24 protein-coding genes and 1 tRNA gene are annotated in these 26,319 nt (G+C 64.8%); 12 read left to right on the top strand and 13 right to left on the bottom strand.

Annotated elements, in window-relative coordinates; genetic code table 11:
- Positions 1-109 precede the first annotated feature (109 nt).
- Together Q9316_RS01380 and phoR are read right to left on the bottom strand one after the other, a co-directional pair.
- Entirely contained in the window at positions 110-1,144 is a 1,035-nt protein-coding gene (locus Q9316_RS01380) for a PstS family phosphate ABC transporter substrate-binding protein (protein ID WP_306033478.1), read from the bottom strand.
- 188 nt (positions 1,145-1,332) lie between these two features.
- Positions 1,333-2,625 carry a phosphate regulon sensor histidine kinase PhoR gene (phoR, locus tag Q9316_RS01375; protein ID WP_306033477.1) on the bottom strand — a complete coding sequence of 431 codons (1,293 nt, stop codon included), beginning with the start codon at positions 2,623-2,625 and terminating at the stop codon, positions 1,333-1,335.
- Between the two features lie 145 nt (positions 2,626-2,770).
- On the opposite strand from phoR, the gene ppk2 reads away from it, so the two are divergent.
- A complete protein-coding gene (gene ppk2, locus Q9316_RS01370; protein WP_306033476.1) occupies positions 2,771-3,652 on the top strand; it encodes a polyphosphate kinase 2 in 882 nt (293 codons plus the stop codon).
- 9 nt (positions 3,653-3,661) lie between these two features.
- Here ppk2 and Q9316_RS01365 read toward each other — a convergent pair whose 3' ends face one another.
- Positions 3,662-4,798 (bottom strand): biotin transporter BioY, encoded by a 1,137-nt coding sequence (locus Q9316_RS01365; RefSeq protein WP_306033475.1) that lies wholly within the window; start codon positions 4,796-4,798, stop codon positions 3,662-3,664.
- A 328-nt stretch (positions 4,799-5,126) separates the two neighbouring features.
- Between Q9316_RS01365 and Q9316_RS01360 the strand changes: the two genes are divergently transcribed.
- Together Q9316_RS01360 and Q9316_RS01355 are read left to right on the top strand one after the other, a co-directional pair.
- A complete protein-coding gene (locus Q9316_RS01360) occupies positions 5,127-6,089 on the top strand; it encodes an NAD(P)H-dependent flavin oxidoreductase (protein WP_306033474.1) in 963 nt (320 codons plus the stop codon).
- 124 nt (positions 6,090-6,213) lie between these two features.
- Positions 6,214-6,289: transfer RNA gene (locus Q9316_RS01355), tRNA-Thr, on the top strand.
- Between the two features lie 36 nt (positions 6,290-6,325).
- On the opposite strand, the gene Q9316_RS01350 is transcribed toward Q9316_RS01355, so the two are convergent.
- Positions 6,326-6,844, bottom strand: coding sequence for a hypothetical protein (locus Q9316_RS01350; RefSeq protein WP_306033473.1), 519 nt, complete (start codon positions 6,842-6,844; stop codon positions 6,326-6,328).
- A gap of 58 nt (positions 6,845-6,902) precedes the next feature.
- Complete coding sequence (locus Q9316_RS01345) at positions 6,903-8,024, bottom strand: AI-2E family transporter (RefSeq protein ID WP_371878021.1); 1,122 nt, start codon at positions 8,022-8,024, stop codon at positions 6,903-6,905.
- A gap of 378 nt (positions 8,025-8,402) precedes the next feature.
- On the opposite strand from Q9316_RS01345, the gene Q9316_RS01340 reads away from it, so the two are divergent.
- Both Q9316_RS01340 and pgi read left to right on the top strand, forming a co-directional pair.
- Positions 8,403-10,103, top strand: coding sequence for a long-chain fatty acid--CoA ligase (locus Q9316_RS01340; protein ID WP_306033472.1), 1,701 nt, complete (start codon positions 8,403-8,405; stop codon positions 10,101-10,103).
- Positions 10,104-10,216: 113 nt separating this feature from the next.
- Positions 10,217-11,842, top strand: a complete 1,626-nt coding sequence (gene pgi / locus Q9316_RS01335) for a glucose-6-phosphate isomerase (protein ID WP_306033471.1) — start codon at positions 10,217-10,219, stop codon at positions 11,840-11,842.
- 1 nt (position 11,843) lies between these two features.
- On the opposite strand, the gene Q9316_RS01330 is transcribed toward pgi, so the two are convergent.
- The 4 genes from Q9316_RS01330 to Q9316_RS01315 form a co-directional block, all read right to left on the bottom strand.
- Positions 11,844-12,929 carry a glycosyltransferase family 4 protein gene (locus Q9316_RS01330; protein ID WP_306033470.1) on the bottom strand — a complete coding sequence of 362 codons (1,086 nt, stop codon included), beginning with the start codon at positions 12,927-12,929 and terminating at the stop codon, positions 11,844-11,846.
- Between the two features lie 48 nt (positions 12,930-12,977).
- The gene (locus Q9316_RS01325; RefSeq protein WP_306033469.1) at positions 12,978-13,907 is read right to left on the bottom strand and encodes a carbohydrate kinase family protein; all 930 of its coding nucleotides are present in this window, start codon (positions 13,905-13,907) and stop codon (positions 12,978-12,980) included.
- Positions 13,908-13,970: 63 nt separating this feature from the next.
- Positions 13,971-14,669 (bottom strand): orotate phosphoribosyltransferase, encoded by a 699-nt coding sequence (locus Q9316_RS01320; RefSeq protein WP_306033468.1) that lies wholly within the window; start codon positions 14,667-14,669, stop codon positions 13,971-13,973.
- Positions 14,670-14,817: 148 nt separating this feature from the next.
- Positions 14,818-15,246, bottom strand: coding sequence for a DoxX family protein (locus Q9316_RS01315; RefSeq protein ID WP_306033467.1), 429 nt, complete (start codon positions 15,244-15,246; stop codon positions 14,818-14,820).
- A 189-nt stretch (positions 15,247-15,435) separates the two neighbouring features.
- On the opposite strand from Q9316_RS01315, the gene Q9316_RS01310 reads away from it, so the two are divergent.
- From Q9316_RS01310 to Q9316_RS01300, 3 genes are all read left to right on the top strand, one after another.
- Positions 15,436-15,624, top strand: coding sequence for a hypothetical protein (locus tag Q9316_RS01310; protein ID WP_306033466.1), 189 nt, complete (start codon positions 15,436-15,438; stop codon positions 15,622-15,624).
- A gap of 89 nt (positions 15,625-15,713) precedes the next feature.
- A complete protein-coding gene (locus tag Q9316_RS01305) occupies positions 15,714-16,418 on the top strand; it encodes a Crp/Fnr family transcriptional regulator (RefSeq protein ID WP_306033465.1) in 705 nt (234 codons plus the stop codon).
- A gap of 15 nt (positions 16,419-16,433) precedes the next feature.
- On the top strand, positions 16,434-18,275 hold the full coding sequence (locus tag Q9316_RS01300; protein ID WP_306035377.1) for a CHASE2 domain-containing protein: 1,842 nt from the start codon (positions 16,434-16,436) through the stop codon (positions 18,273-18,275).
- On the opposite strand, the gene Q9316_RS01295 is transcribed toward Q9316_RS01300, so the two are convergent.
- Entirely contained in the window at positions 18,272-18,910 is a 639-nt protein-coding gene (locus Q9316_RS01295; protein ID WP_306033464.1) for a FecR family protein, read from the bottom strand. The genes Q9316_RS01300 and Q9316_RS01295 overlap by 4 nt on opposite strands.
- Positions 18,911-19,096: 186 nt before the next feature.
- On the opposite strand from Q9316_RS01295, the gene Q9316_RS01290 reads away from it, so the two are divergent.
- On the top strand, positions 19,097-20,131 hold the full coding sequence (locus Q9316_RS01290; protein ID WP_306033463.1) for a tetratricopeptide repeat protein: 1,035 nt from the start codon (positions 19,097-19,099) through the stop codon (positions 20,129-20,131).
- Positions 20,132-20,150: 19 nt separating this feature from the next.
- Here the strand turns inward: Q9316_RS01290 and Q9316_RS01285 are convergent, their stop codons facing one another.
- Positions 20,151-21,185, bottom strand: a complete 1,035-nt coding sequence (locus tag Q9316_RS01285) for a proline racemase family protein (RefSeq protein WP_306033462.1) — start codon at positions 21,183-21,185, stop codon at positions 20,151-20,153.
- Positions 21,186-21,353: 168 nt separating this feature from the next.
- Here Q9316_RS01285 and spdA point away from each other — a divergent pair, with 168 nt between their 5' ends.
- Both spdA and Q9316_RS01275 read left to right on the top strand, forming a co-directional pair.
- Positions 21,354-22,160 carry a 2', 3'cyclic nucleotide phosphodiesterase SpdA gene (gene spdA, locus Q9316_RS01280; RefSeq protein WP_306033461.1) on the top strand — a complete coding sequence of 269 codons (807 nt, stop codon included), beginning with the start codon at positions 21,354-21,356 and terminating at the stop codon, positions 22,158-22,160.
- Positions 22,161-22,283: 123 nt separating this feature from the next.
- Positions 22,284-22,919 (top strand): DUF1236 domain-containing protein, encoded by a 636-nt coding sequence (locus tag Q9316_RS01275; RefSeq protein WP_306033460.1) that lies wholly within the window; start codon positions 22,284-22,286, stop codon positions 22,917-22,919.
- 44 nt (positions 22,920-22,963) lie between these two features.
- Here the strand turns inward: Q9316_RS01275 and Q9316_RS01270 are convergent, their stop codons facing one another.
- Both Q9316_RS01270 and Q9316_RS01265 read right to left on the bottom strand, forming a co-directional pair.
- The gene (locus Q9316_RS01270; protein WP_306033459.1) at positions 22,964-24,220 is read right to left on the bottom strand and encodes an alpha/beta hydrolase; all 1,257 of its coding nucleotides are present in this window, start codon (positions 24,218-24,220) and stop codon (positions 22,964-22,966) included.
- 282 nt (positions 24,221-24,502) lie between these two features.
- Complete coding sequence (locus Q9316_RS01265; RefSeq protein ID WP_306033458.1) at positions 24,503-25,246, bottom strand: SDR family oxidoreductase; 744 nt, start codon at positions 25,244-25,246, stop codon at positions 24,503-24,505.
- A gap of 102 nt (positions 25,247-25,348) precedes the next feature.
- On the opposite strand from Q9316_RS01265, the gene Q9316_RS01260 reads away from it, so the two are divergent.
- On the top strand, positions 25,349-26,290 hold the full coding sequence (locus Q9316_RS01260) for an AraC family transcriptional regulator (protein ID WP_306033457.1): 942 nt from the start codon (positions 25,349-25,351) through the stop codon (positions 26,288-26,290).
- Positions 26,291-26,319 lie beyond the last annotated feature (29 nt).

The following is a 26,319-nucleotide window of genomic DNA, read 5'->3' as shown; positions in this document are numbered from 1 at the left end:
TAGGAAATTCTCCCGGCGAGATCATCCGCGCTGTCATTTGTTCGGCCTGCCAAATGGGGAGCGGCCCGACCCGGCATTTCCAAGGAAATGCCGGGTCGGGCCAAGTCAATTACATGATCTTGCCGTCGGCGAAGGCCTTGCGGGCTTCTTCGCGCTCGGCATCCGGAGCGGCGACGAGGCCGTATTCAGCCAGCGGGGAGTCCGGGCCGACCATGTCGTCGCTCGTGAAGAACTCGACATATTCCTTCAGGCCCGGGATGACGCCGAGATGCGCCTTCTTGACGTAGAAGAACAGCGGACGGGAAACCGGGTACTCGCCGGAAGCGATCGTTTCAGTCGACGGGACGATGCCGTTGACGGTGGCGACCTTCAACTTGTCGGCGTTGTTTTCGTAGAAGGACAGGCCGAACACGCCGATACCGGACTTGTTGGCGGCGATGCGGGCCAGCGTTTCCGTGTAGTCGCCGTCGATGTCGACAGCCAGGCCGTCCTTGCGAACGGCGACGCACTTGGAATGCTGTTCCTTTTCATCGGCGACGGCAGCCTTGATGACGTCCTGCGCGCCCGAGTCCTTGCAGCCCTGTGCCAGGATCTTCTCTTCGAAGACTTCGCGCGTGCCGTGCTTCTCGCCCGGGATGTAGGCGGCGATCTCGGCGTCCGGCAGGTCCTTGTTGACTTCAGACCACTTCTTGTAGGGGTTGGCGACGAGCTTGCCGTCGACGACGACTTCGGCGGCAAGCGCCTGGTAGAGGTCCTTCGGCTCGAGCTTCAGGTCGGCATTGCCGGCGTCGGTCGCGAAGACGATGCCGTCATAGCCGATGCGCACTTCCTGGATTTCCGTCACGCCGGCAGCCTTGCAAGCCTCGACTTCGCTGTCCTTGATCGGGCGCGAGGAGTTGGCGATGTCGATGGTTTCCGGGCCGACGCCCTTGCAGAATTCCTTCAGGCCGCCCGACGAACCGCCGGATTCGACGATCGGGGTCTTGAAGTCGGGGAAGGTCTCGCCGAACGTCTCGGCGACGATCTTGGCGTAGGGAAGAACGGTAGAGGAGCCGGCGATCTGGACCTGGTCGCGCGCAACGGCAACGCCTGCGAATGCGGCGGAGGCAACGAGCGCCGCGAGGGTGAGCTTAAGAGATTTCATCTGGGTTCTCCCGAAGAGGACGTGTGTGGGAAGCGCTGTCTCGCGCTCTCTGCCGTTGACCGGCGGCTCTTCTCTAAACCCCGATCGCCCTCTCTTTTATGTCAGTTTGACGAAACATTTGTGACACACCAAGCATCTGAAATCGCTTGACTATTCCAATCGAGAAGACAAGAGCCGGGCCCTTTGTGTCAGAACTTGACGGTAAAGACCGTGCCCTTGCCCACCTCGGACTTCACCACGAGGCGTGCCTTGTGGCGGGTGAGGATGTGCTTGACGATGGCAAGGCCGAGGCCTGTGCCCTTCTTGGACCGGCTCGCTTCCACGTTAACCCGGTAGAAACGTTCGGTGATGCGCGGCACATGTTCGGACGGGATGCCGGGGCCGTAGTCGGTGACGCTGACCTCGACCGGCACGTTGTCGATGCCGCCCGTCAGCACGACATCCACCCGTTTGCCCTCCTGGCCGTATTTGCAGGCGTTCTCGATGAGATTCTCGAAGACCTCGACCAGTTCGTCCCTTTCGCCCGGCACGGCGACGGGATGCTTCGGCAAATCCAGCGCGATATCGACGCCGAGATCGCCCGCGAGCGGCTGGAGGCTGTCGCGCACATGGGCGATGAGCGGCACGAGATCGACGGTCTGGTCCGGCGCCACGTTGGAGCGCAGCTCTAGGCGGGAGAGGGAGAGCAGGTCGTCGACGAGGCGGCTCATGCGCGTCGCCTGCTCGTGCATGATGCCGAGGAACCGTTCGTGCGCCTTGAGATCGTTCCTTGCCGGTCCCTGAAGGGTCTCGATGAAACCGCGCAGCGAGGCGAGCGGCGTGCGCAGCTCATGGCTGGCATTGGCGACGAAATCGGAGCGCATGCGATCGATGCGGCGCGCCTGTGAGACGTCGTGGAAGGTCAGGAGCCAGAGCGGTTCGGTCGTCGGACCGGCGAGCGGGGCGATGCGCACGACATAGACCGTCTCGGAGGGGAGCCGTTCCGCATATTCGGTCTCGCGCGGCAGGCCGGAGCCGATGGCATCGCGCACCATGTCGAGAATGCCCGGCGCGCGGATGCGGCCGGCAAGGTCGCTACCCTGGGGGATCGCACCGAAGATGCCTTCGGCCGCGCGGTTCTGCAGCTTCACCGTCTCGCGCGCGGAAAGGAGCAGCGCGGGCGCGTCCAATGCGCCGAGGACAGCCGCGATCGCCGTCAGGTCATCTGCCGGCGGCGCGGTTACGGCGGCCGGCGGGACAGGAGCTACCGTCACCGCCCCGCCCACTGCGTCCGCGACACGTCGCTCGGTGCGCATCAGGCCGGCGATGACGAGCAGGAGGACGGCGAAGGACACCCAGCCGAGATGCAGGCCGGCAAGCCACATCATGAAACCGACGAAGACGGCGGATGCGATGAGAACGCGTTCGTTCCACAGTTGCGCCGTCAGCCAGCCGAGGCCGGTCCGCTGATCCGTCACTGCCACCCATTCCCTTGCAAGCATCGTATCCTCCGCGCCTCCATCGATTCCCCATGGATAGCGCGGCTTCATGACATGTTTTTCACGGCACGCTTGAATTCGCAATCCGGTTGTGGCCACCTTCGGCGACGCGGCGCGTGCCGCGCCCCGACATTTCAAGGAGCAGACGATGGCGGAGAAGACCGAAAACCGGGCTGTTGAGCTGGATATCCACGGCAAGAAGCGGATATTCGATATCGACGATCCGGTGCTTCCCGACTGGATCGAGGAGAAGGCCTTCGGCTCCGACGACTACCCCTATGACAAGAAGCTCGACAACAAGGAGTACGAAAAGACGCTGAAGCTCCTGCAGATCGAGCTGGTCAAGGTGCAGTTCTGGCAGCAGAAGACGGGCAAGCGCATCATGGCCGTCTTCGAGGGGCGCGATGCTGCCGGCAAGGGCGGCGCGATCCACGCCACCATGTCCTACATGAACCCGCGCTCGGCCCGCATCGTCGCGCTGACCAAGCCGACCGGCACCGAGCAGGGGCAATGGTACTTCCAGCGCTATGTCGCGACCTTCCCGACCTCGGGCGAATTCGTGCTGTTCGACCGTTCCTGGTACAACCGCGCCGGCGTGGAGCCGGTCATGGGCTTCTGCACGCCGGAGCAATACGAGAAATTCCTCAAGGAAACGCCGCGCTTCGAGAAGATGATCGTCTCGGAAGACATCCACCTCTTCAAGTTCTGGCTCAATATCGGCCGGGAAATGCAGCTCAAGCGCTTCCACGACCGTCGGCACGATCCGCTCAAGGTGTGGAAGCTCTCGCCGATGGATATCGCCGCCCTCAACAAGTGGGACGACTATTCCGAAAAGCGCGACCGCATGCTGAAGGAAACCCACACGGACAACGCGCCGTGGACGGTGATCCGCGCCAACGACAAGCGCCGCGCGCGCATCAACCTGATCCGCCACATCCTCAAGACGCTCGACTACGAGGGCAAGGACAAAAAGGCGATCGGCGAGATCGACGACAAGATCGTCGGCTCGGGACCGGGCTTCCTCAAATAACGCGGCGGCTCATTCACCCGGCAGGATACGGACGGCAAAGAGATTGACGCCCGCCTTGCCGCCGGTGATGTCACTGTTGAGGAGTAGGTGGCCTGCCGCGCTCGGCGAGAGCGAGCGGTCGAACTCCACCTGGAACAGGATGTCGGTGCGCTCCGACACGGTGAACCGGTGGCGCCCGCAGCCGCCCATGCTGGAAAAGTCGCATTCGACGGCAAGCTGCACCGGCTTGTCGCCGGCCGCCTGCACGGTGAGTGCCACCGTCGAGGTCTTGCCGCCCATCTCACCGAGGACCTCCGGCGAGACCTCGATACGCACCGCGCCGTCGCGCTCGGGATTATCCGATATGACGCGCACGGCCGGGCCTTCGTTCGTGCTGACGGATTCGAAACGGCCCGCCGCGCCGGCGGATATGCTTGCCGTATCGCCCGGCGAGAAGACCGCGCGCCATTCGGAGGAGAAGCGGCTCTGGGTATCGAGCGCCTTCTTGATCGGGTCCTCGCCCGAGAAATCCTCGCCGGAGACCCGCGCCGGCGGCGTGGAATCGTCGCCGCGGTTGCGCAGGTCGTCGAGCAGCCCGCTCGTCTGCACCCACCATGCGAGGGCGCCGAAGGCCGCGATCAGGGTCGCGACGACGAGAAGGAAGGAAAACAGGCGGCCACGGCGCTTGCGGGCCTTCGCGACCCGCTCCGGACGGAAATCCGACGCTTCGCCTTCGTGCTCACTGCCTGTGGGCGCGGCTGCCTTGGCGAAACCGTCCTGACGCTCGGGCCTGATGGCGCCGATGTCGCTTGCAGCCGCGGCCGGCCGTTCCGCCTCAAGACGCGGCTCGGCATCGAGGGAGGGTTCGGGGCGCACGTCGCGCTCGGCGCGCAGCACAGGCTCGGGCCGCGCCTCCACCACCGGCTCGACGCGCATGTCGCGTGCGGCGGCAGCCAGCTCCGCCCGCTCCTCGCCCTCGATCTGGTGGATGGTGGCTTCCAGCCGGTGGCGCTGCGCGGCGATCGCCTCGGGATCGTTGACCTCCTGCTTGCGCAGGCCCGCCTCCAGCGCGTTGCGTGCCGACTGGTAAATGCGCGCCCGAACTTCGGCATTGCCGCGTTCCGAGCGCGCCAGCGCGTTCCTGATTGCCGTTTCCAGTCCGCTCACATCCGACCCTTCTGCGGGCGCCGCCAAACCGGGCGGCGACGATACACTGTGGAAAGAGCCCTACTTTCCGGCTTTTGTTAGTTTTTGCGTAACGTTTGCAGGGAAATTGCGCAAGCCTTGCGGCCGAAAGTGCCCACCCTTCATCGGGGATAAGCCGCCTTACGTGACGCCGACAGCGCACTGCGATCCTGCCGGAGGCATCGGGCGCCGATAGGCCGAAGCCAAAACACCCGCCCTTCCTGCATCTAAAGCCCCCTTTTCAGAGCAGGCACACGCTGCTATGGTTTTGACGTTTTCGTAAACGTCAATAAAAGACTGGACATCCGCCATGGCCCTGCCCGCGATATTCAAGGACAAGCTGCGCCTGCCCGTCGTCGGCGCGCCGCTCTTCATCATCTCGCACCCTGCCTTGACCCTTGCCCAATGCAAGGCCGGCGTCATCGGCGCCTTTCCGGCGCTGAACGCGCGCCCGGAATCCCAACTCGACGAATGGCTGGCGGAAGTCACCGAGGGTCTTGCCGCGCATGACGCGAAGAACCCCGATCGCCCCGCCGCCCCCTTCGCCGTCAACCAGATCGTCCACCGCTCCAACAAGCGGCTCGAGCACGACCTGATGATGTGCGTTAAATACAAGGTGCCGGTGGTGATCTCCTCGCTCGGCGCCGTGCCGGAGGTGAACGCGGCGATCCATTCCTATGGCGGCATCGTGCTGCACGACGTCATCAACAATCGCCATGCCAGTTCGGCGATCCGCAAAGGCGCGGACGGCCTCATCGCCGTTGCCGCCGGCGCGGGCGGCCATGCCGGCACGCTCTCGCCCTTCGCGCTGGTCCAGGAAATCCGCGAATGGTTCGACGGCCCGCTCCTGCTGTCCGGCGCGATCGCGACGGGCGGGGCGATCCTCGCCGCCGAGGCGATGGGCGCCGACATGGCCTATATCGGCTCTCCCTTCATCGCGACCAGCGAGGCGCGGGCGAGCGATGCCTACAAGCAGATGATCGTCGACAGCGCGGCGGTCGACATCGTCTATTCCAACTATTTCACCGGCATCCACGGCAACTACCTGAAACCCTCGATCGCCGCGGCCGGCATGGACCCCGAGCACCTGCCCGAGGCCGACCCGTCAAAGATGGATTTCGAAACGGCCACCACCGGCGCCAAGGCCTGGAAGGATATCTGGGGCTGCGGCCAGGGCATCGGCGCGGTCAAGGCCATCGGCCCGGTCGAAGACCTCGTGGCCCGGATGGAGCGCGAATATGCGGCCGCCAAGGCCCGCATCACCGGCGCCTGACCGAACGATTTCGCTGCACCGCATGGGAAAAATGCGGAAGTTGAAACTACGCGCTTGAAATCTCCGTCCATTGCGGTTATCAGCGCACCCATTCCGGTCCCGACACGCTTCGGGACCTGAGAATGCCGCTTTAGCTCAGTTGGTAGAGCACGTCATTCGTAATGACGGGGTCACGTGTTCGAGTCACGTAAGCGGCACCACTTCCTTCCAAAGACAATCCGTTCAGGTGCTTCAGGCTAGCCGCGTTCCAGCCGGATCTGGCAGTTCTGGCGCGTCGACTTGCCCGACATCGTGTTCGCCTCCACCTGGACCACATAGTCAAAGGTGCCGGGTTGTGCGGTGACGATGGTGTAGGTGTCGGGCGTATCACCGGTCGGCGCGGGGCTTATCTGTGCCTCGTCGGTGCCCTTTGCGGCGCCGCTGAATTCCCACTTGCCTTTGGCCACCCTGCCGAACTGCTCGTTGACGGAGAAGGTGATGGAGAACTGGCGGCGACCACAGCCGACACTGCCGAGCCAGGTTCCGATGAGATCACCCTTCTCAGGCGTCGCATCCGGCGCGGCGGCGTCCTGCCGCAATCGGGAAATCTCGCGTTCGAGTTCACGGATGATGCCCTTCAGGCGCTCGATTTCCACCTGGGCATCGTTGCGGCTGGTGCGCGGGCCAGTCGGGCCGCTGGCATCGAAATCCTGCGCGCAGACCGGCAAGGTCAAAACGAATGCGGATGCTGCTGCGATAGATCCAACGACGCGCATGTTCGCCACCCCCGTGGCAACATTCGCTCATCCGTGGCCGCGAGTCGAGGCCCGGGTCTCAGCCGACATTGCGCTCCTGCTCTCCTTGAGCCGGCGATTCGGAATGGGGGTCGAGCAGGATGGGAGAGCCTGGCTCCGTCGCTTCGATCTCGCGGATCCATTCGCGCCAGATGGCGACGAGGAGGGCCATGAGGACGGGTCCGATGAAGAGGCCGAGGAAGCCCATGGTCTTCACGCCGCCGATGAGGCCGAAGAAGGTGGGCAGGAACGGCAGCTTGATCGGTCCGCCGACAAGGCGTGGGCGCAGCGTCTTGTCGACGATGAAGAGTTCCACCGAGCCCCACAGGAACAAGGCGAGGCCCGCGACGGGCGAGCCGCTGGAGACCAGATAGATCGAGACCAGCGTGAAGGACAGCGGCGCGCCGCCGGGAAAGAGCGCCATGACGCCGGTGAGCACGCCGAGCGTAACGGCGGAGGGCACGCCTGCGACCCAGTAGGCGATGCCGAGCACGATGCCCTCGCCGATGGCGATCAGCGTCATGCCGGTGACCGTGGAGCTGATCGTCGCCGGCACGATGCGGGAAAAGCGCTCCCAGCGTGTGGGCAGGATGCGCTCGCCGAGGCGATCCACCTGGCCGGCGAAGGACTGGCCGTCGCGGTAGATGAAGAAGAGCGCGATCAGCATGAAGAGCGCGGCGAGCAGCAGGTTGAAGGCCTTTCCGCCGGTCGCGAGCGCGACGCGGTAGATGTTGCCGATATTGGCACCGCTGACGATCTGCGTCAGTTCGCCGATCGCGCCGGGATGATCGAGGAAACGCGTCCATTGCATGTCGAGCCAGCCGCCGACGACCGGCAGCACGCGAATCCAGTCCGGGGTCGCCGCGCCGGTGCGGTTCGTCTCGACGGCCCAGCCGATCCAGTCGCGGATCTCGTGAATGGCGTAGGTCGCCGCGAACATGACCGGCCCGACGATGAAGCCCAGGATGAGCAGGATGGCGATGGAGGCGGCCAGCGTGCGGTTGCCGTTCACCCGTGCAAGGAGCCGGACATAGAGCGGCCAGCTCGCGAAGGCAATGACGAGCGCCGCGAGCACCGGAACGACGAAACCGTGGAAGAAATAGATGCCGGCAAGCGCGACGAGCACGAGCAGCCAGCGCGCCACCGAGATCGGCGACAGGATCGCGGCGCCCGTCTGGCGGGCGGCGCCGAGAAACCGCGGCTCACTTCTGCGATGTTCCGAATGCAGCAACTGTCCAACTCCTGAGACCGGCGCCCGGCCGGATCACCTACATATGATCTACCCGAGGAATGTTAAACATATACGCGGTTTTTTGGGCAATGGCGCGCTGAGACGTCGCACGCAACAGGAAATCGCCGCTTTCACGAAAAAGCGACCGTGTGAACGCCTCGCAAATTGTTGACGTTTACGTCAATGTAAGATAGCGATGGCTCTTGATGGCGCCCGTCAAAAGCATCATCTTGTCGGTATCGGATGGTTGGAGGATCTTTCGATGGCGGCGGGACGGACGATGCCTGCGCCCAACGAGGAGGAGCACATATGTCGGCCACTGAGACGTCCCCTTCCACGCTGCCGTCCGGCCGCTTCTGGCTCGCCTCCTATCCCGAGGGCGTGGCCGGCGAGATCGTGCCGCTCGGACACAATTCCATCGGCGCGCTGGTGGAAAGCTGCTGCACCCAGTTTGCCGACCGCCCCGCCTTCACCAGCATGGGCAAGACGCTGACCTTCCGGGATTTCGACGCTGCCACGCGCAGCATTGCCGCCTGGCTCCAGGCGCGGGGCCTGGAAAAGGGCGACCGCGTCGCGGTCATGATGCCGAACATCCTGCAGAACCCGGTGATCATCTTCGGCATCCTGCGCGCCGGCCTCGTCGTGGTGAACGTCAACCCGCTCTATACGCCGCGCGAACTGGAGCATCAGTTGAAGGATGCCGGCGCGAAAGCGCTGTTCGTGCTGGAGAATTTTGCCAGCACCGTGGCGCAGGTCATCTCCCGCACGGCCGTCAAGCATGTGGTCGTCACCGCGATGGGAGACATGCTCGGCCTCAAGGGGCTGATCGTCAATCTCGTGGTGCGCAAGGTCAAGAAGCTCGTGCCCGCCTGGTCGCTGCCGGGACACATTCCCTTCAAGCAGGTGATGTCCGAGGGTGCGCGCGGCACCCTGAAGCCGGTCAGCATCGTTCCGGGCGACACCGCCTTCCTGCAATATACCGGCGGCACGACGGGCGTCTCCAAGGGCGCGACACTGACCCATTCGAACCTGCTCTCCAACATGGAGCAGATCAAGCTGTGGATCGAGCCGACATTCCGCATCAAGAAGCGGCCGGAACAGCTCACCTTCGTCTGCGCGCTGCCGCTCTATCATATCTTCGCCCTGACGGTGAACGGGCTCGCCGGCATCGCGCTTGGCGGCCACAACGTGCTGATCGCCAATCCGCGCGACATCCCGGCCTTCGTCAAAGAACTGGCGAAGATCCGCACCCACATCTTCCCCGGCCTCAACACGCTGTTCAACGCGCTGATGAACAATCCGGAATTCGCCAAACTCGACTTTTCCGAACTCGTGCTGACGCTCGGCGGCGGCATGGCGGTGCAGCGCCCGGTCGCCGAGCGCTGGCAGAAGATGACGGGTTGCGCGATCACCGAGGGCTACGGCCTGTCCGAGACGTCGCCGGTCGCCACCGCCAACCGCTTCGACAAGCCGGAATTCACCGGCACGATCGGCCTGCCGCTGCCCTCCACCGACATCGAGATCCGCGACGACGACGGCCGGACGCTGGCGCTCGGCGAGGTCGGCGAGATCTGCATCCGCGGCCCGCAGGTCATGGCCGGCTACTGGCAGCGGCCGGACGAGACCGCCAAGGTGATGACGCCGGACGGCTTCTTCCGCTCCGGCGACATCGGCTTAATGACGGCGGAAGGCTTCACCAAGATCGTCGACCGCAAGAAGGACATGATCCTCGTTTCCGGCTTCAACGTCTTCCCGAACGAGGTCGAGGAAGTGGCCATGTCGCATCCCGGCATCCTCGAATGCGCGGCGATCGGCGTGCCGGACGAGCATTCCGGCGAGGCGGTGAAACTCTTCGTGGTGAAGAAGGACCCGGCGCTGACCGAAGCCGACGTGAAGGCGCATTGCGCGGCGAACCTGACGAACTACAAACGGCCGAAATTCGTCGAATTCCGCGCCGAACTGCCGAAATCCAATGTCGGCAAGATCCTGCGCAAGGACCTCCGGGGCTGAGGGCAGCCCCGGTTAAACCGATTTAATTTTTTCGCTCAAGAGCGTTTGCGGCCTTGATTTGGACATGCCAAAGCGACTAGCTAGGGCATCGTCCAAAGCCAGGGAAGACGCCGATGAACGCGCTTGTCGATAAGCTGAAATCCATCGTCCGCGATACCAACGCCACAGACATCAGGGCTGCCTTCGCGGCCGATCCCGAACGGTTCTCCCGCTACAGCACGACGCTCGGCGATTTCCTCTTCGACTATTCCAAATGCGCGGTGAACGATGCCGTGCTCGACGGGCTGGAAGCACTGGCCACGGATGCCGGCGTCGAGAAGAAACGCGACGCGATGTTCGCCGGCGAGATCATCAATATGACCGAGGAGCGCGCCGTGCTGCACACGGCGCTGCGCAACCGCTCGAACACGCCCGTTCTCGTCGAGGGCAAGGACGTCATGCCCGACGTCAATTCGGTTCTCGACGCCATGGGCACCTTTGCCGACGGCATCCGCTCCGGCGCGTTGAAAGGCGCGACGGGCAGGAAGATCACCGACGTCGTCAATATCGGCATCGGCGGCTCGGACCTCGGCCCGGTGATGGCGACGCTGGCGCTCGCACCCTTCCACGATGGCCCGCGCCTGCACTTCGTCTCCAATATCGACGGCGCGCATATCGCCGATACGCTGAAGCTGCTCGATGCGGAAACGACGCTCTTCATCGTCGCCTCGAAGACCTTCACCACCATCGAGACGATGACCAATGCCGCGACGGCGCGCGCATTCATCGCCGAGGCGCTGGGCGAGGCGGCCGTCGGCAGCCATTTCTGCGCGGTCTCGACGGCGCTCGACAAGGTCGCCGCCTTCGGCATCGACGAGGCCCGCGTCTTCGGCTTCTGGGACTGGGTCGGCGGGCGCTATTCCATTTGGTCGGCCATCGGCCTGCCGCTGATGATCGCCATCGGCAAGGAGGATTTCGCGCAGTTCCTCGCCGGCGGCCATGCCATCGACAATCACTTCCGCGAGGCGCCGATCCGGGAGAACATCCCGATGCTGCTCGGCCTCATCGGCTACTATCACCGCAATGTACTGAACTATCCCTCGCGCGCCATCCTGCCCTATGACCAGCGCCTGTCGCGCTTCCCGGCCTATCTGCAGCAGCTCGACATGGAATCGAACGGCAAGTCCGTGACCATCGACTCCAGGCCCGTCGCGGGCAAGACCGGCCCGGTCGTCTGGGGCGAGCCCGGCACCAACGGCCAGCATGCCTTCTACCAGCTCATCCACCAGGGCACGTCGGTCATCCCGACCGAATTCATGATCGCGGCGAACGGCCACGAGAAGAACCTTCGCCATCAGCACCAGCTCCTTATCGCCAATTGCCTGGCGCAGTCCGAGGCGCTGATGAAAGGCCGCACGCTGGCCGAGGCCAAGGCGCAGCTCACCGCCAAGGGCATGGACGAGGCGAAGGCGGACAAGATCGCGCCGCACCGCGTCTTCTCCGGCAACCGGCCGTCGATCACCATGGTGTATGACAGCCTGACGCCCTTCGCGCTCGGCCGGCTGATCGCGCTCTACGAGCATCGCGTCTTCGTCGAGGGCGCGCTCTTCAACATCAACTCCTTCGACCAGTGGGGCGTGGAGCTAGGCAAGGAGCTGGCGACGGGCCTGCTGCCGGTCGTCGAGGGCAAGGAGAGCGCGGAAGGCCACGATTCGTCGACGGCCGGGCTTGTCGCGGCGCTCCTCAAGGCCGCCAGATAACTCAGCGCAGGCTGAGACGGCGTGCCGCGAACGCACCGCGCGGCACGCGCGCAAGGTTGCCGAGGAATTCGCGGGCGCAGGCACGCCAGCTATAGGCCATGGCGCGGCCCCGGGCGACATCCCGGGGAATTTCGAGCGCGGCTAGGGCCGCCTGCCGCAGGTCTTCCGACAGCGCCCCGCCCTCCCCCAGCACATCGCGCGGCGCCGTCACCGGGAAGGCGGCGACGGGAACGCCGCTCGCCAGCGCTTCCAGCATGACATTGCCGAACGTATCGGTGCGGCTCGGGAAGACGAAGACGTCGGCCGAGGCGTAGATCGAGGCCAGGTCCTCGCCGGTCTTGCGGCCGAGGAAGTGCACGTCGGGATAGCGCTGGCGCAGGGCGGCAAGATCCGGCCCGTCGCCGACGACGACCTTGCTTCCGGGCAGATCGAGGCCGAGGAAGGCGGGCAGGTTCTTCTCCACCGCCACACGCCCGACATTGAGGAAGACCGGCCGCGGCAGGCCGAGATCGCGGCGCCGAGCCGGGTCGAACAGCTTGGTATCGACCCCGCGCGACCAGCGCTTGATGCGCACGAAGCCGCGCGCCGCCATTTCCGCGCCGAGCGACTTGGTCGCCACCATCATGCCCTCGCCGGAATTGTGGAAGCGCCGCAGCCACCAGTAGCTCCAGCTTTCCGGAATGGGCAGGCGCGCGCTGATGAATTCGGGAAAACGCGTGTGATAGGCCGTGGTGAACGGCAGCCGGCGTTGCAGGCAGGCGCGCCGCGCCGCCATGCCAAGCGGGCCTTCCGTCGAGATGTGGATATAGTCCGGCGCGACCGCCTCGATCTCGGCCAACACCTGGCGGCTCGACGTGAGGGCGAGGCGGATTTCCGGATAGGATGGCAGCGGGATCGTCGCGAACTTTTCCGGCGTCAGGAAGACGATGTCGACGCCCTCCTCCGCCATGGAGCGGGCAAGTTCCTCCAGCGTGTGCACGACGCCGTTCAATTGCGGCCGCCACGCATCCGTGACGACGAGAACGGTGGGCGCCCGGCCATCCGGCCGGTCGGGGACGAGCGAATCGGGGGCGGGGTGATCGAGCATGGCCCCTTTGACCATGCCGCGATGACAGGCGAATGAAGGTGGCCCGGATCAGGCGAGGCCGATTTCCTTCGCCCAGGGCGGGTTCGCGCCCGCGCGGGAGACCGTGACGGCGGCGGCCTTGGCGCCGAGTGCCAGAACCTTGGCGATCTGCTCCTCGCTCAGCCTGCCGATCTGCTCCTTGGTCAGCAGGTTCTGCATCTTCAGCGAGGCGAGCACGCCCGCATCGAACGTATCGCCGGCACCGACCGTATCGACCACGCTCACCCGCTCGCTCGGCACCACGACCTTGTGGCCCGCCGTATAGCCGACCGCGCCTTCGGCGCCGCGCGTGACGACGACGAGCTTGGCGCCATGGTGCAGCCAGTAGCGCGCCAGCGCATCCTCGTCGCCCTCCAGGCCGAACCAGGCAAGGTCCTCGTCGGAGAATTTCACGATATCGGCCATCGCCGCCATGCGGCGGATGCGGGCCATATGGGCGTCCTTGTCCTTGATGAAGCCGGGACGAATGTTCGGGTCGAGCGATATGACGCGCTTGTCGTGCTCGCGCGCCAGGAGCGCCTCGTAGGTGGAGCCGCAGGGTTCGGGAATGAGGCTGATCGCGCCGAAATGCAGGGCTTCGCAATCCCCGCCCAGCACCGGAAGCTCGGCCTCGGTGATCATGCGGCCGGCCGTGCCCTCGTCGTAGAAGGCATAGGTCGCATGGCCATGGACCAGCTTGACGAAGGCGACGGTGGTGGGACGCGAGAGGGTTGCGCAATAGCTGTAGTCGACGCCGCTCTCGGCGAGCGTCTTGCGCAGGATGTCGCCCATCATGTCGTCGGAAAGGCCGGTGAAGAAGCCCGTCGGCACGCCGAGACGGCCGAGCGCGATCGCCGTGTTGAAGATCGCCCCGCCGGCATAGGGCGCATAGGCATCCTCGCCGAGCGTCGTCATCCGCGGCAGCATGTCGATCAGCGCTTCACCACAACACAGGATCATCCAGAGTCCTCCAAGCGATTTTCAATCGATTTAAACGATCGCAGCGGAAAGCGCCAGCCCCATTTACGACGTCGGCAGTTCCGAAACGCCGCCATGGTTCGCCGACCAGACGAGCGGCGCGTCGAAGAAGGCTTCGACGGAGGCGAGCGTCGCATCGTCGAAGAGCTTTTCCGCCCGCGCGACGGCGAGCACGTCGCGCCAGGTGGCGACGTGGTGCAGCTTGACGCCGCCATTGGCGTAACGGGCTTCGGCTTCCTTGAAGATGCCGTAGTAGAACAGCGACATGCCGTGATCGACGATACCGCCGGCCGCGCGGATGGCGTCGATGAAGGTGAACATGGAGCCGCCGACCGTCACGAGATCCTCGATGACCAGCACGCGGGCGCCTTCCGCCATCACGCCCTCGATCTGCGCGTTGCGGCCATGGCCCTTCGGCTTCTTGCGCACATAGATCATCGGCAGGCCGAGGCGGTCGGCGAGCAGCGCCGCGAAGGGAATGCCGGCCGTCTCCCCGCCAGCAATCACATCGAAGCGCTCGAAGCCGGCATTGCGGGTGATGGTCGCGGCGGCGAAATCCATGATCGCCGAGCGGATGCGCGGATAGGAGAGCAGCTTGCGGCAGTCCATGTAGACCGGGGAAGCCATGCCGGAGGCGAGCTTGTAGGGCTCCTCCGGACGGAAATGCACCGCCTTGATCTCCCACAGCATGCGGGCCATCAGCTCCGCCATCACGTCTTTGTCCGGAAAGGAATTGGAAAACATCGGCATCTCCCACATGTCTGTCTGCCGGTGCGCATAGCAGCAAGAGCCGCGGCTTTCCAGCGGCTGCGGGGTTTTCCAAGGGCCAGATGGCGAAAAACCCTCCCCGGAGGCCGGGAAGGGTTCCTTGATATCGCGGTCGCGCTGTCGTTCAGGCGGCGCCGCGGCGGGCGTCGAGCGAGAGGGAGCCCGGGCCGAAGGCGGCGAGGACGAGGAAGCCACCGGCGATCGTGATGTTCTTCCACATCATCAGGCCGTTGAAGACCGTAAGAAGGCCGTTGGCGCCTTCCGGGAAATCCGGAATGTTGATCGAACCGCTATGGAACACAAGAGCCGTGAACACGCTGAAGGCGGCGAGCAGATAGGCGGCGATGCGCGTCTGGAAGCCGACGAGGATGAAAAGACCGGCGACGAGCTCGAAGATGCCGGCGAGGTAGGCGAGCGCGGTGGCGGCCGGGAGGCCCGCACCGGCGATCATGCCGGCGGTGCCCGACGGATCGATCAGCTTGGGATAACCCGATGTGATGAACATGAGGGCGAGGAGGATGCGTCCGACGAGGACGACGGCGTTCTGCTGCATGGAAAGCTCCTGAGGCTTCAATCGTTGCGTTGGCAGACAGATATCAGCTTTCCAGCGTCAAGCTAGACGGGCAATTGGACGACAGATCGTTCTCTTTTTGTGAACGACCACCTGTTCCCGGTGGAACAGACCGGTGCGGCCGGCCGTGCAACAAGGGCCCATCCCACCTGCCTTCCTGCCGGAGATATCATGCGCCACACCCTGATCGCCCTTGCCCTTGCCGCCGCCTCCCTCGTTTTCACCTCCACCGGCCATGCGGGCACCTCCTACGGCGAAGGCTACTATGGCCATTACCAGCAGAACTGCATCACCAAGCGCATCCGCACCGCCGATGCCTACGGCCGGACGGTCAGCAAGCGCGTGCGCATCTGCCGATAGATCCGTTCTTTTCTGTTGCAAGCGCCCGGCGGCTGGGCGAAGATTTCCCGCGAGCGGCCCCTTGTAGCGGCGGCCGGGGGAAACCGGATATGAACGAGATCAACAAGAGTGCCGCGTTCTGGCGTTCTTTTCCGATTTTCGAGGGGTTCAGCAAGGAAACGATCGGTGAGATCGCCGATATCGCGACCTTTCGCAAATGGCCGGCCGGCACCGTGATCTTCCAGCGTGGCGACGAAGGCACCTATCTCATCGTGCTCGTCTCCGGCCGCATCAAGCTTTCCCTCATCACGCCGCAGGGCAAGGAACTGTCGCTGCGCCAGCTCGAACCCGGTTCGGTGCTCGGCGAGATGGCGATCCTCGACGGCCAGCCGCGCTCGGCCGACGCCACCGCCGCCGTGGCGACAGAAGGCTACGTCATCTCCAAGCGCGATTTCCTCGATCTCATCACCCGCCACCCTACGGCCGCGCAGGCGATCATCCACTATCTCTGCACCAAGCTGCGTGAGACGACCGAACAGCTCGAGACCATCGCGCTCTACGATCTCGACGCCCGCGTCGCCCGCTTCTTCCTGGCGACGCTGCGCACCATCCATGGCGAGGAACTGCCTGACAGCGCCAATCTCCAGCTTTCGCTGAGCCAGACCGAGATCGCCGGCATCCTCGGCGCGAGCCGGCCGAAGATCAACCGGTCGATCCTGGCGCTGGAGGAGGCCGGCGCCATCCGCCGCAGCGATGGCATCATCCACTGCCATATCGGCCGGCTCTACACGATTGCCGAACCCGATGACGACTAGAGCATTTCCGCCTTGATCGCCAAGAGATACAGGCCCCTTGCCGCCGGCCTCGTCGCGAGCCTTGCGGGGGCGCTGGCGCTCTTCGTGCTTGGCGAGGGCGCGCTGGAGCAGCAGCGCGAATATTATTTCGACGCCCTGACGCAGGCGGTTCCGGCAGCCACAAGCGACCGGATCGTCGTCGTCGACATCGACCGCAAGGCCTTCCAGAGCGCCGAGAACAAGGAATGGACGCGCGCGCAGACGGCACAGCTGATCGAGCGGCTCGCAGCCGCCAAGCCGGCGGCCGTCGCCTTCGACTTCATCTTCAGTACCGATTGCGCGCCGGAAGAACCGGCCAATGCCGCGCTTGCCGCCGCAATCGGCAAGGTGCCGACCATTCTCGGCTTCCTGATCGGCGAGACGCTGGACGGCGCTCCGCATCCAGTGCCCAAGCTCGCCCTGCAGCGGCCGGTCACCGTGCCGGACCTCTGGTTCATCGAGGGCACGGAAAGCTCCTGCGCCTTCCTGCAGGACAAGTCCGCCGCCGCCGCCGCTGCCTTCCTCGTCGGCGACGAGGATGCGGTCGTGCGCCGTGTTCAGGCCTATGCCATCATCGGCAACGCCGCCTATCCGGCGCTCGGCGTCGAGGCGGCACGGCTGGCCGCCGGCGCTCGTACGCCCATGCTGGGCGGCACGCCCACATGGCTGCGCCACGATTCGCGCATCCTGCAGCTCGATGAAGACGGCAGCCTGCGCTTCGTGGCGAGCAGCGCGGCGGCGATCGGCGCGCGCACCTTCTCCGCGGCGGATGTCGTGGCGGGGCAAGTGCCGGCCGACAGGATCACCGGCAAGGTCGTGCTGATCGGCAGCAGCCTGCCCAATCTCGGCGGCCTGCGCACCAGCGCCTCCATGCCGCTCGAACCCTCCGTGCAGATCCATGCCGACATGGCGAACGCGATCCTGACCGATCACATCCCGAGGCGCGATCTCGGTCTCCTGCCGTTCGAGGCGGGCTTCGCCTTCCTCGCCGGGGCCGCGGCGGCCTTTGCGGCGGCGCGGCTGCGCCCGCTCGGCGCGGCGGTGGCCGGCATCGGTCTCGTCGGCCTCGTCTTCGGCGCCTCGGTGCTGCTCTATGCCCGCACGGCGCTGCTGTCCGATGCGGTCGGCGTCTCGCTCATCGTGGCGACGGCGGCGCTCGTCACCGGCCTCCTGCAATATGGTCATGTGCGGCGGGCCGAGGCCACGGCGCGGCTGCGCTTTGCGCAATACCTGCCGCAATCCGTCGTCTCGCGCTATATCGACAATCCGGACCTCGGCCGCGTCGCCGGCGAGGAGCGGCAGGTAACGGCGCTCTTCACCGACATCGAAGGGTTTTCCGCGCTCGCCCAGAAGATCGGCCCGCACGATCTCGTCAAGCTGCTCGATATCTACTTCTCCGAGGTGAACGCCCTTGTCGCGCGCCATGGCGGCATGGTGGACAAGGTGGTGGGCGATGCCGTGCATGCGCTCTTCAACGCACCCGACGATCTCGACCGCCATGTGGACAAGGCGCTCGCCTGCGCCGACGAGATCCGCATGCTGACCGAGGAGATGCGCCGGCGGCCCGCCTTCTTCGAGAAGGAATTCGGGCGCACCCGCATCGGCGTCGAGACGGGCATGGCGGTGCTCGGGGAGGTGGGTGCCGGCGGCAAGCTCGACTACACGGCCCATGGCGACGCGGTGAACCTTGCGGCACGGCTTCAGGATGCCAACAAGTTCCTGGGCACCCAGATCTGTATCGGCCCGCACGCGGCCGGGCAAACCAGCCGGACGCTGCGCGCCATCGGCAGCCACGAAATCCGCGGCTTCGGCACGATGGAGCTTTTCACCCTGGATTAACGGATGCCGACGCGGGCATAGGCCTCGCGGATACGGGCATCGCCCCACTGCGCGACCTCGCTGGGCGCCGCGCCGGGCGATGCGGTATCGACGCCCTGCCCGCGGCCGACCTGCCGCGTCACGCCGCCGCCGGTAACCTCGACAAGCCCATGCTCGACGAAGACACCGAAGACGCCGCGGCTGGGGCCGGCGAAGAATTTCGTGCCGCGCACGCCAATCATGCCGAAGGCGGTGCGCACGGTGAGGTCGATCTTGGCAAGGCCCTCCGGCCGGTCGAAGACCATCTGGCCGGTGCCGAGCTCGATCGTTCCGCCCTGCCCGGCAATGAAGGTGTCGATGAGGAGTTCCGTCTCGCTGCCGAGGAGCAGGCTCGTATCGTCACCGAGGGCAAGCTCGGCGAAGCTCTCCTTGCCGGTCGCGACGAAATCGTGGTCCATCAGGCTGGCGCCGGCCTTCAGCCCTTCCAGATGATCCGCCTGCTTGCGGGTGACGTCGCCGGTGATCTCGACCGCCTTGCCGATGATCGAATTGGCCTGGGTGGCGCGGATACCGATCCCCGTCAGCGCGAGCGCGCCGCCGGCAAGAAAGAGCCTGCGGCTGATGGAAACCGGGCCGGGAGCGTTGAACGTCTGCATCGTACACCTTTCGCGCGGGATCGCCCGCCGGAGGAATTGAACCGATCGGGGCCGGCGCGTCAATCGCATGCGCCCTCCCCTCATGCATCCCTTATGCGCCCGTCGCCCTGCCCGCTCTGTTCCCGCGGAAACAGCCGGCTTTTTCCCCTTGTCTAAGGTGTGGCCATCCAACGAAGGGAAACGGAAATGATCACGCGATCCACAAACATGAAGACGGCTGGCCGCGCCCTTTTCTTCGCGGTCCTTCTTTCCGGCGCCGCCGGCGGGGCGTTCGCAAGCCCGCCTTCCATCCAGTACCAGTGCGACGCGAGCGCCGGTAGCCGCTACGACCGGACGCGCAACACGCGCTTTTCGCCGGTGGCGCTGGAGGACATCAAGATCGGCCCGGCGCTTTCGGCCTGCCGCGCGGCATACAATGCCGATGGCGGCGCCCGCATGGCGTTCCAGCTCGGCCGTGCGCTGGAGCGCGCCGGCCAGGACCTCGAAGCCATGAAGCTCTATGCGCAGGCCGCCGCCCTCGGCCACACGGTGGCGATGGTCAACTATGGCGGCATGCTGGGCAAGCGCGGCGACCCCGCCGGCGAATTCAACCACTACAAGAAGGCGGCGGAACTGGGCGACCTGCTCGGCGCCTACAATCTCGGCGTCGCCTATCGCGACGGCATCGGCACGCAGATCGACGGCGCGCAAGCCGCCCGCTGGTTCGACAAGGCGGCGGCAGGCGGCGACGAGACGGCCGCCTTCAATCTCGGCGTGCTGTTCGACGACGGCAGCCTTGTCGCGGAGGACAATGCGCGGGCGGCGGCCTTCTACCGGCTTGCGGCCGAGGGCGGCAATGTCGATGCCATGATCAATCTCGGCCTCATGCTGGAATCGGGCGAAGGCATCGCGCAGGACCTTCCCGCCGCCGCCGGCTATTTCAGCAAGGCGGCCGAGCGTGGCGACAGCTACGGCAAGCTTAAGCTCGGCCTGATGCAGCAGAGTGGCACCGGCATCGTCAAGAACGTGGAGCAGGCGGTGAACAGCCTCGTCGCCGCCTTCCGGATGCGCGACGTCGACCTCGAAGTGATCCTGCGCGACCAGCCGGAGCAGCTTACCGCCGATGCGCGCCTTGCCATCAAGCGCGTGCTCGCCGAGCGCGACCTGATCGACGACGCCGAAAACGCGGAGATCGATCCGATCACCCTCGGCGCCATCGAGAAGCATTACGCCGGGAGGTGAATTCCCGGCACGGACGGGATCAGACGATCTCGCCGGCCTGCGGACCCCAGGTGTCCGTCATGGCGAAACCGTTCGCCAGGGGATCGGTCGGGTCGAGCGCGATCTGGTGCAGGCCGAAGGTCCAGCCGCGGCCGGTGATGGTGGGGATGATCGCCTTGCGGCCGGCAACGATGGTCTCGGCCTGGAGCCCCACCTCGAATTCGGAGCCGATGATCGAACGCGAACGGAACGTATCGCCCACCTTGGCAAGGCCGCGGGCATGCAGCGTGGCGAGGTTGGCGGAATTGCCGGTGCCGCAGGGCGAGCGGTCGACGCGGCCCGGCCACATGGTGGTAGCGGTGCGCACGAGGCCATCGGGATCGCGATCGCGGAACATGACATAGGCGATGCCATTGATTTCCGGGATTTCCGGATGCACGATCTTCATCGACTTGTTGATGAGGTCCTTCAGCGCCATGCCGGCATCGACGAGCGCACGGGCATTGCCCTTCTCGATCTTCGTGCCGATCTGGTCGACATCGACCAGCGCATAGAAGATGCCGCCATAGGAGATGTCGAAGCGCACGCGGCCCCAGTGCGGCGTGTCGATTTCCACGTCCAGCGCCTCGACGAAGGAGGGCACCATGGTGAGCTTCACCTTCTCGCAGCGTCCGTCGCGGCAGGTCGCCGTCGCCTTGACGAGGCCGGCCGCCGTGTCGAGCACGACGACGGTTTCCGGCTCCTTCATCTCGACGATGCCCGATTCGAGCAGCGCTGTGGTGACGCAGATCGAGTTGGAGCCGGAAGAGGCATGCGCCTGGTCGGCCTGCAGGATGATGAAGCCGGCATCGGCTTCCGGGCGCTTGGCCGGCACCAAGAGGTTGACCGAGCCCGTCGCGGCCGCGCGCGGCTCGAGGCAAAGGAAGCGGCGCAGGCTGTCATCGACCGTATTGATGTGGTTGAGCTGTTCGGCGATCGTGTTGCCGGGAATCTTCGGCACGCCGCCGATCGCCACCTTGCCGATTTCACCTTCGCAATGAACGTCCAGCAACTGGATCGTACGCTTCCATCTCATGTCGACATGCTCCGTTCTCGCCGGCCTTCCGGCTGCTCTCGGCTCCCTGATATATCAGATCGTCATGCGTTCCAACTGCTTTTCATGCGACAGGTTTGCGCGCTACGAAAATAGTCCCGAAGCGCAAACCCCGCACGCCGTATTTTCCTCCCGCCACGAGACATTTCCATGACCAAGCTAATTGTCTTCACCGATCTGCACATGGTGCCCGAGGGCATGACGATCATCGGCCTCGACCCGTACCAGCGCCTGCTGGCCGGCATCGAGCACGTCAATCGCTACCATGCCGATGCGGACCGGGTGATCTTCACCGGCGACCTGACGCACCGCGCCGACACGCTGTCCTACGAGCGCCTGCGCGGCCTCCTGTCGCTGCTCGTGCCCCCCGCCGCCATCACCATCGGCAACCACGACTACCGCGACCGTTTCCTCGAAACCTTTTCCCATGTGACGCCGGACGCGGACGGCTTCGTGCAGCAGGCGATCGACTTTCCCGATTGCCGCGTCGTGCTGCTCGATACGCTCTTCGCCCCGCCCTACGACTACCCACTGAGCCATGCCGGCTATCTGTGCGAACGGCGCCTCGCCTGGCTCGACCGGGCGCTCGCGACCGCGGACGGCCTGCCGGTCCTCATCTTCATGCACCATCCGCCGCACAAGACGGGCTTTACCGGCATGGACGCGATCCGCCTCGGCAACGAGGACGCCTTCTACGATCTCGTGCTGAGGCACGGCAATGTCCGCCACATCTTCGCCGGCCATGTACACCGCACGATCGGCGGCTCGCATCGCGGCATTCCATTCTCGATCTTCAAGAGCCCGGTGCACCAGCAGCCCATGCCCTTCGACATGCCGAACGCCTCGCTGTCGGTCGACGAGCCCGCCGCCTACGGTATCGTCGTGGTGACGGAAGAAGGCTTGCAGGTGCACAACGAGGACTATGAAATCGCAAGGCGCGATCCGGAAATCGCCTGAGCCGGGCGATTAAAGCCGGTTACACATCGTGATGCCCGGCCGCCGATCGGCCGGAACCGAGTGGGACGTCTGACGTTGTCTCCGCCGAAGGGGTGGGAAACCCGATTTTCGAAGGAGAAAGACATGCGTAAGATTCTCATGGCCGGTGCGGCCCTCGCACTCATCGGCGTCACCGCCGCCCATGCTGACGACCGCGACAAGGAAGCGCTCGGCGGCGCGGCAGGCGGCGCTGCGGGTGCTGCTGCCGGCGCTGTCGTCGGCGGCCCTGTCGGCGCCATCGTCGGCGGCGTCGCCGGCTTCGCCATCGGCGCGGAAGCGGCCGTTCCCGAAGACGCCCGCGTCTACGTGATGCAGAACCCGACACCGCCCGTCGTCCTTGAGGGACAGGTAACAGCCGATACCCGCTTCGACGAAACCGTCACTTTGACGCCGATTCCCGAGCACCCTGACCTCGCCTATGTCTATGTCGACAACCGCCCGGTCATCGTGCGCACGGATAGCCGCCAGGTGATCTACGCACCGGAAGTCGAGACGACGGCCAGCATCTCGTCCGACATTCCCGAGGCGACGATCACCTATGTCGAGCGCCACCCGCTGGAGCCGGTGGTGCTGGAAGGGCCGGTCGAGGCCGGCGTGGTGATCCCGGAGACCGTGCAGATCGTGGAAGTGCCTGAGAACCCGAGCTACGGCTACATCTATGTCGACCAGCGCCCGGTTCTCGTCGACCGCACCAGCCGCGAAGTGATCTGGGTGCGCTGACGCCTCAGCCCGTTGATGGAAAAGGCGGCCTTCCGGCCGCCTTTTTATCGCCCGGCTGCGGTAATCGTCGTGTCTTCGACGGAGTTGCCGAGGCGCCTCCACTGATCGTCGTAATTCTTGCGCGTCACCGGATCGAAGATGGCGATGGGCGTCGAGACGGCGATGCTCGCGGCGCTACCGACCGTCTGGGCCGTGCCGAGCGCGACGGCGCCGAGCCGCTCGCCGAGGCCGACCTGCGAATCCGTCACCGCCTGGCCATCGATCAGTCGGTTGCCGATGAGGCGCACGACCTCGGGACTTTCGGCGAACTTGCCGTGATTGAGCCGGTCACCGGATTTGAGCGCCGTCAGGTCGAGTACGGTGATGCCCTGCTTTTCCAGCATCGACCTATAGGGTTCTTCCGCCGGATTGATCTGGCCGAGCCGGTCGACATTGCCGGAAATGCGGCGCGACAGCGTCAGCGCCCGGTCGTCGCGCGAGACGAACAGGGTGAATTGCGGCCGGTCTTTCGTCTCCCTGCCGATGGCGCGCAACTGCTGGCCAAAGACGTCGACGTCGAGATCGGGCGAGGCGAGAATGACCTGCTGGATTTTCTTCGGCACGCGCCCGTCGCGGATCGCCATCTGGCGCAGCGTCTCCACCGCAAGCCAGGTGCCCATGGAATGGGCCATGATGGTGATTTCGCCGACCTCGGGCGTGTCGACGGCAGCCCGCAGCAGCTCTTCCAGAGCATCGCGCGAATAGTTGGTGCTTTCCTTGTCGTAGGAATAATCGAAGATGCTGGCGCGCGACGGCCAGGTGAAGATCACCGGCGCGGCGTCCGTCTTCGAATCGTGCACGATCTGCGCGAAGCGGTAGACGGCGTCCTCGTAGCGATTGTTAAAGCCATGCACGAAAACGAGCACGCGCCGGCTCTTCGGCAAGTTGCGGTCGAGCCAGATGCGGCCGGCTTTCGCGCCGTCGGCCTGGTTGACGCTGACGGTGGTAAAATCCTTCAGCGGGTCGGCCGGCAGCTTGGACGGCCACTGGACCTGCCCGACCTTGCGGTTGCCCTCCGGTGGGATCGACACGACGATGTCACGCATTTCGAGCTGCGAGCCGCGCTCGCCCGAAAAGAGCACGCCGGGCTGGCTGGAGGGGGCGCGGGTCGTGGCGACAAGCAGGTCGACAGTCGAGACGCCGGGAGGCGCCTCGCCGCTCGGCACCATAACGCCTTCCGGCCGGCCGGCGCAGCCTGCCAGCACCAGCATTCCGGCGAAGATCACGCGACGCAATACGCGCGGCATCGTGCGGCTCGTCATGTACCGCTTCCTTCCGCTTCCCTGTGTTCGCCGGTGCCGTGCACGCACCGCTCATCCCTGCTTAGCCGAGCGGCGGATTGTTTTGAAGCCTTGGCATACGAGGAGTCCGCGCGACGTGGCATATTCGCCACGGCGGAGGCCATCGGGAACGCCAAATCAAACCCCGACCAAAGCGATATCCAGTGCCGCCACGACCTGACCCCGGCCGGAGGCGTCCACAATCAAAAAAATTGACAACCTCGCGCCGACCTCTCGATGCGTTGAGGCCGGCGCGGGCCCTGGCTACGCAGTGCGTGAAAGCGCTACTGCGTCCGGTCCCGCTGGAAAGCGCAACGTACCGGTGGTGTCGTTGACTGCCCGCCATACGGCTTCGGCAACATCGATCTCCCTCGTGGTCAGTGCCGGCTTAGCGAATGCCTCAAAGACAGGACCTGCGAAGGCGGCATAAGCCTCCGGAATGAGATCTTCTACCCGTACGGCAGTGTTCTGGGCAAACCGCGTGGTCGGCGCATAGCCGGGCTCCACCAGCTTGGCCAGGATGTTGAAGTGCGCCAACTCGTGCGCGAGCGAGCCGGTGAAGCCCTCGATAGCCTGCTTGCTGGCAGTGTAGGCTGCCGCCAAAGGCATGGGGGCCAGGGTCGCGCTCGACGTCACGTTGATGATCACGCCGGACCGGCGCTCGCGCATCTGCGGAATGACAGCCTGGGTCATTGCCATGACACCGAAGGTATTGGCATCGAACACCCTTCGGATGTGAGACAGGGGTGTTGCTTCGAACGCGCCAACGACGCCGATGCCCGCGTTGTTGACCAGCACATCGATGGGACCGGCGGCTTCGATCGCCGTCGCGATGCTGGCATCATTCGTTACGTCCAAGGGCAGGATGCGCAGGTTTTCCGAGGGCGGCAGGATGCCCTCGCGCCGGGTGCGCATCGTCGCAATGACGTTCCACTGTTTTGAAAGAAAATAGCGAGCCGTCTCAAGGCCGTAGCCCGACGAGCAGCCCGTAATCAGTATGGTTTTCATGGCTTCATCTCCTTGTTCAAATATCCATGAATTCCATCCTAACCTGCATGCTTCGGACTATATACAATTGAAAGTCCGCAATTTATTTGCAATAGTCCAGAGATGATCGATCCGCTCTCTGAAGTTATAGGCCTGCTCCGTCCTCACGCTGTTTTTACAAAAGGAATCAGCGGTGCGGGAGTATGGGGCGTCCGCTACAGCAATTTTGGCCATCCGAGCTTTGCCATCGTGATCGAAGGCTCCTGCCGTCTGGCTGTCGATGGTCAAAAGGAACTGGTCCTGAACGCGGGTGATTTTGTTCTCCTGCCAACTACGCCCGGCTTCACTATGTCCGGCTTTGAGCAGGTCACGCCGGAATTCATTGATCCGCACGTTGCAGCGAACGCGACCGGCGAGGTCCGCCACGGCCGGCAGGACGGCCCGCCAAGCGTTCGCATTATGGGCGGCTACTTTCTTTTTGGCGGCGAGGATTCTGGTCTCCTCCTGTCGCTGCTGCCAGAGCAGATTCATGTTTACGGCGTCGAGCGACTATCGACACTGGTCCGGCTTTTGATCGACGAAGCTTCATCGGATCGATCGGGGCGCACACTGGTGCTTGACCGGCTCGTCGAGATTTTGCTGTTGGAAGCATTGAGGCTTACACAGGCATCCGACGCTCCCGCGGGATTGCTGCGAGGGCTCGGCGATGCTCGGCTGGCGGAAGCTATCAGACAGATGCACGCCAATCCGGCACGTCCGTGGACAATGGCCGATCTGGCCAAACAGGCTGCGTTATCTCGCTCTGCTTTTTTTGACCGCTTCGCGCGCAACGTCGGGGTGCCGCCCATGGAATATTTGCTGTCGTGGCGGATGGCGCTGGCAAAAGACCTTCTTCGCCGACAGGACATCGAAATCGCTGAAGTCGCCGAGCGCGTCGGTTACGGATCGGCCAGCACGTTCAGCACGGCCTTCAGCCGGCATGTTGGCCAGCCACCTGGCCGATTTGCGCGCGGCTCGTCGAACAATCACCAGGCGAGTCCTGGTTTTGTCCCGCATCGGAAGTGAAAATACATGCCAAAACAATGCATTGAAAA

It is taken from the genome of Shinella zoogloeoides (genome assembly GCF_030733845.1).
Taxonomy (GTDB): Bacteria; Pseudomonadota; Alphaproteobacteria; order Rhizobiales; family Rhizobiaceae; genus Shinella; species Shinella zoogloeoides_C.
This window is presented reverse-complemented; position numbering and strand designations above follow the sequence as displayed.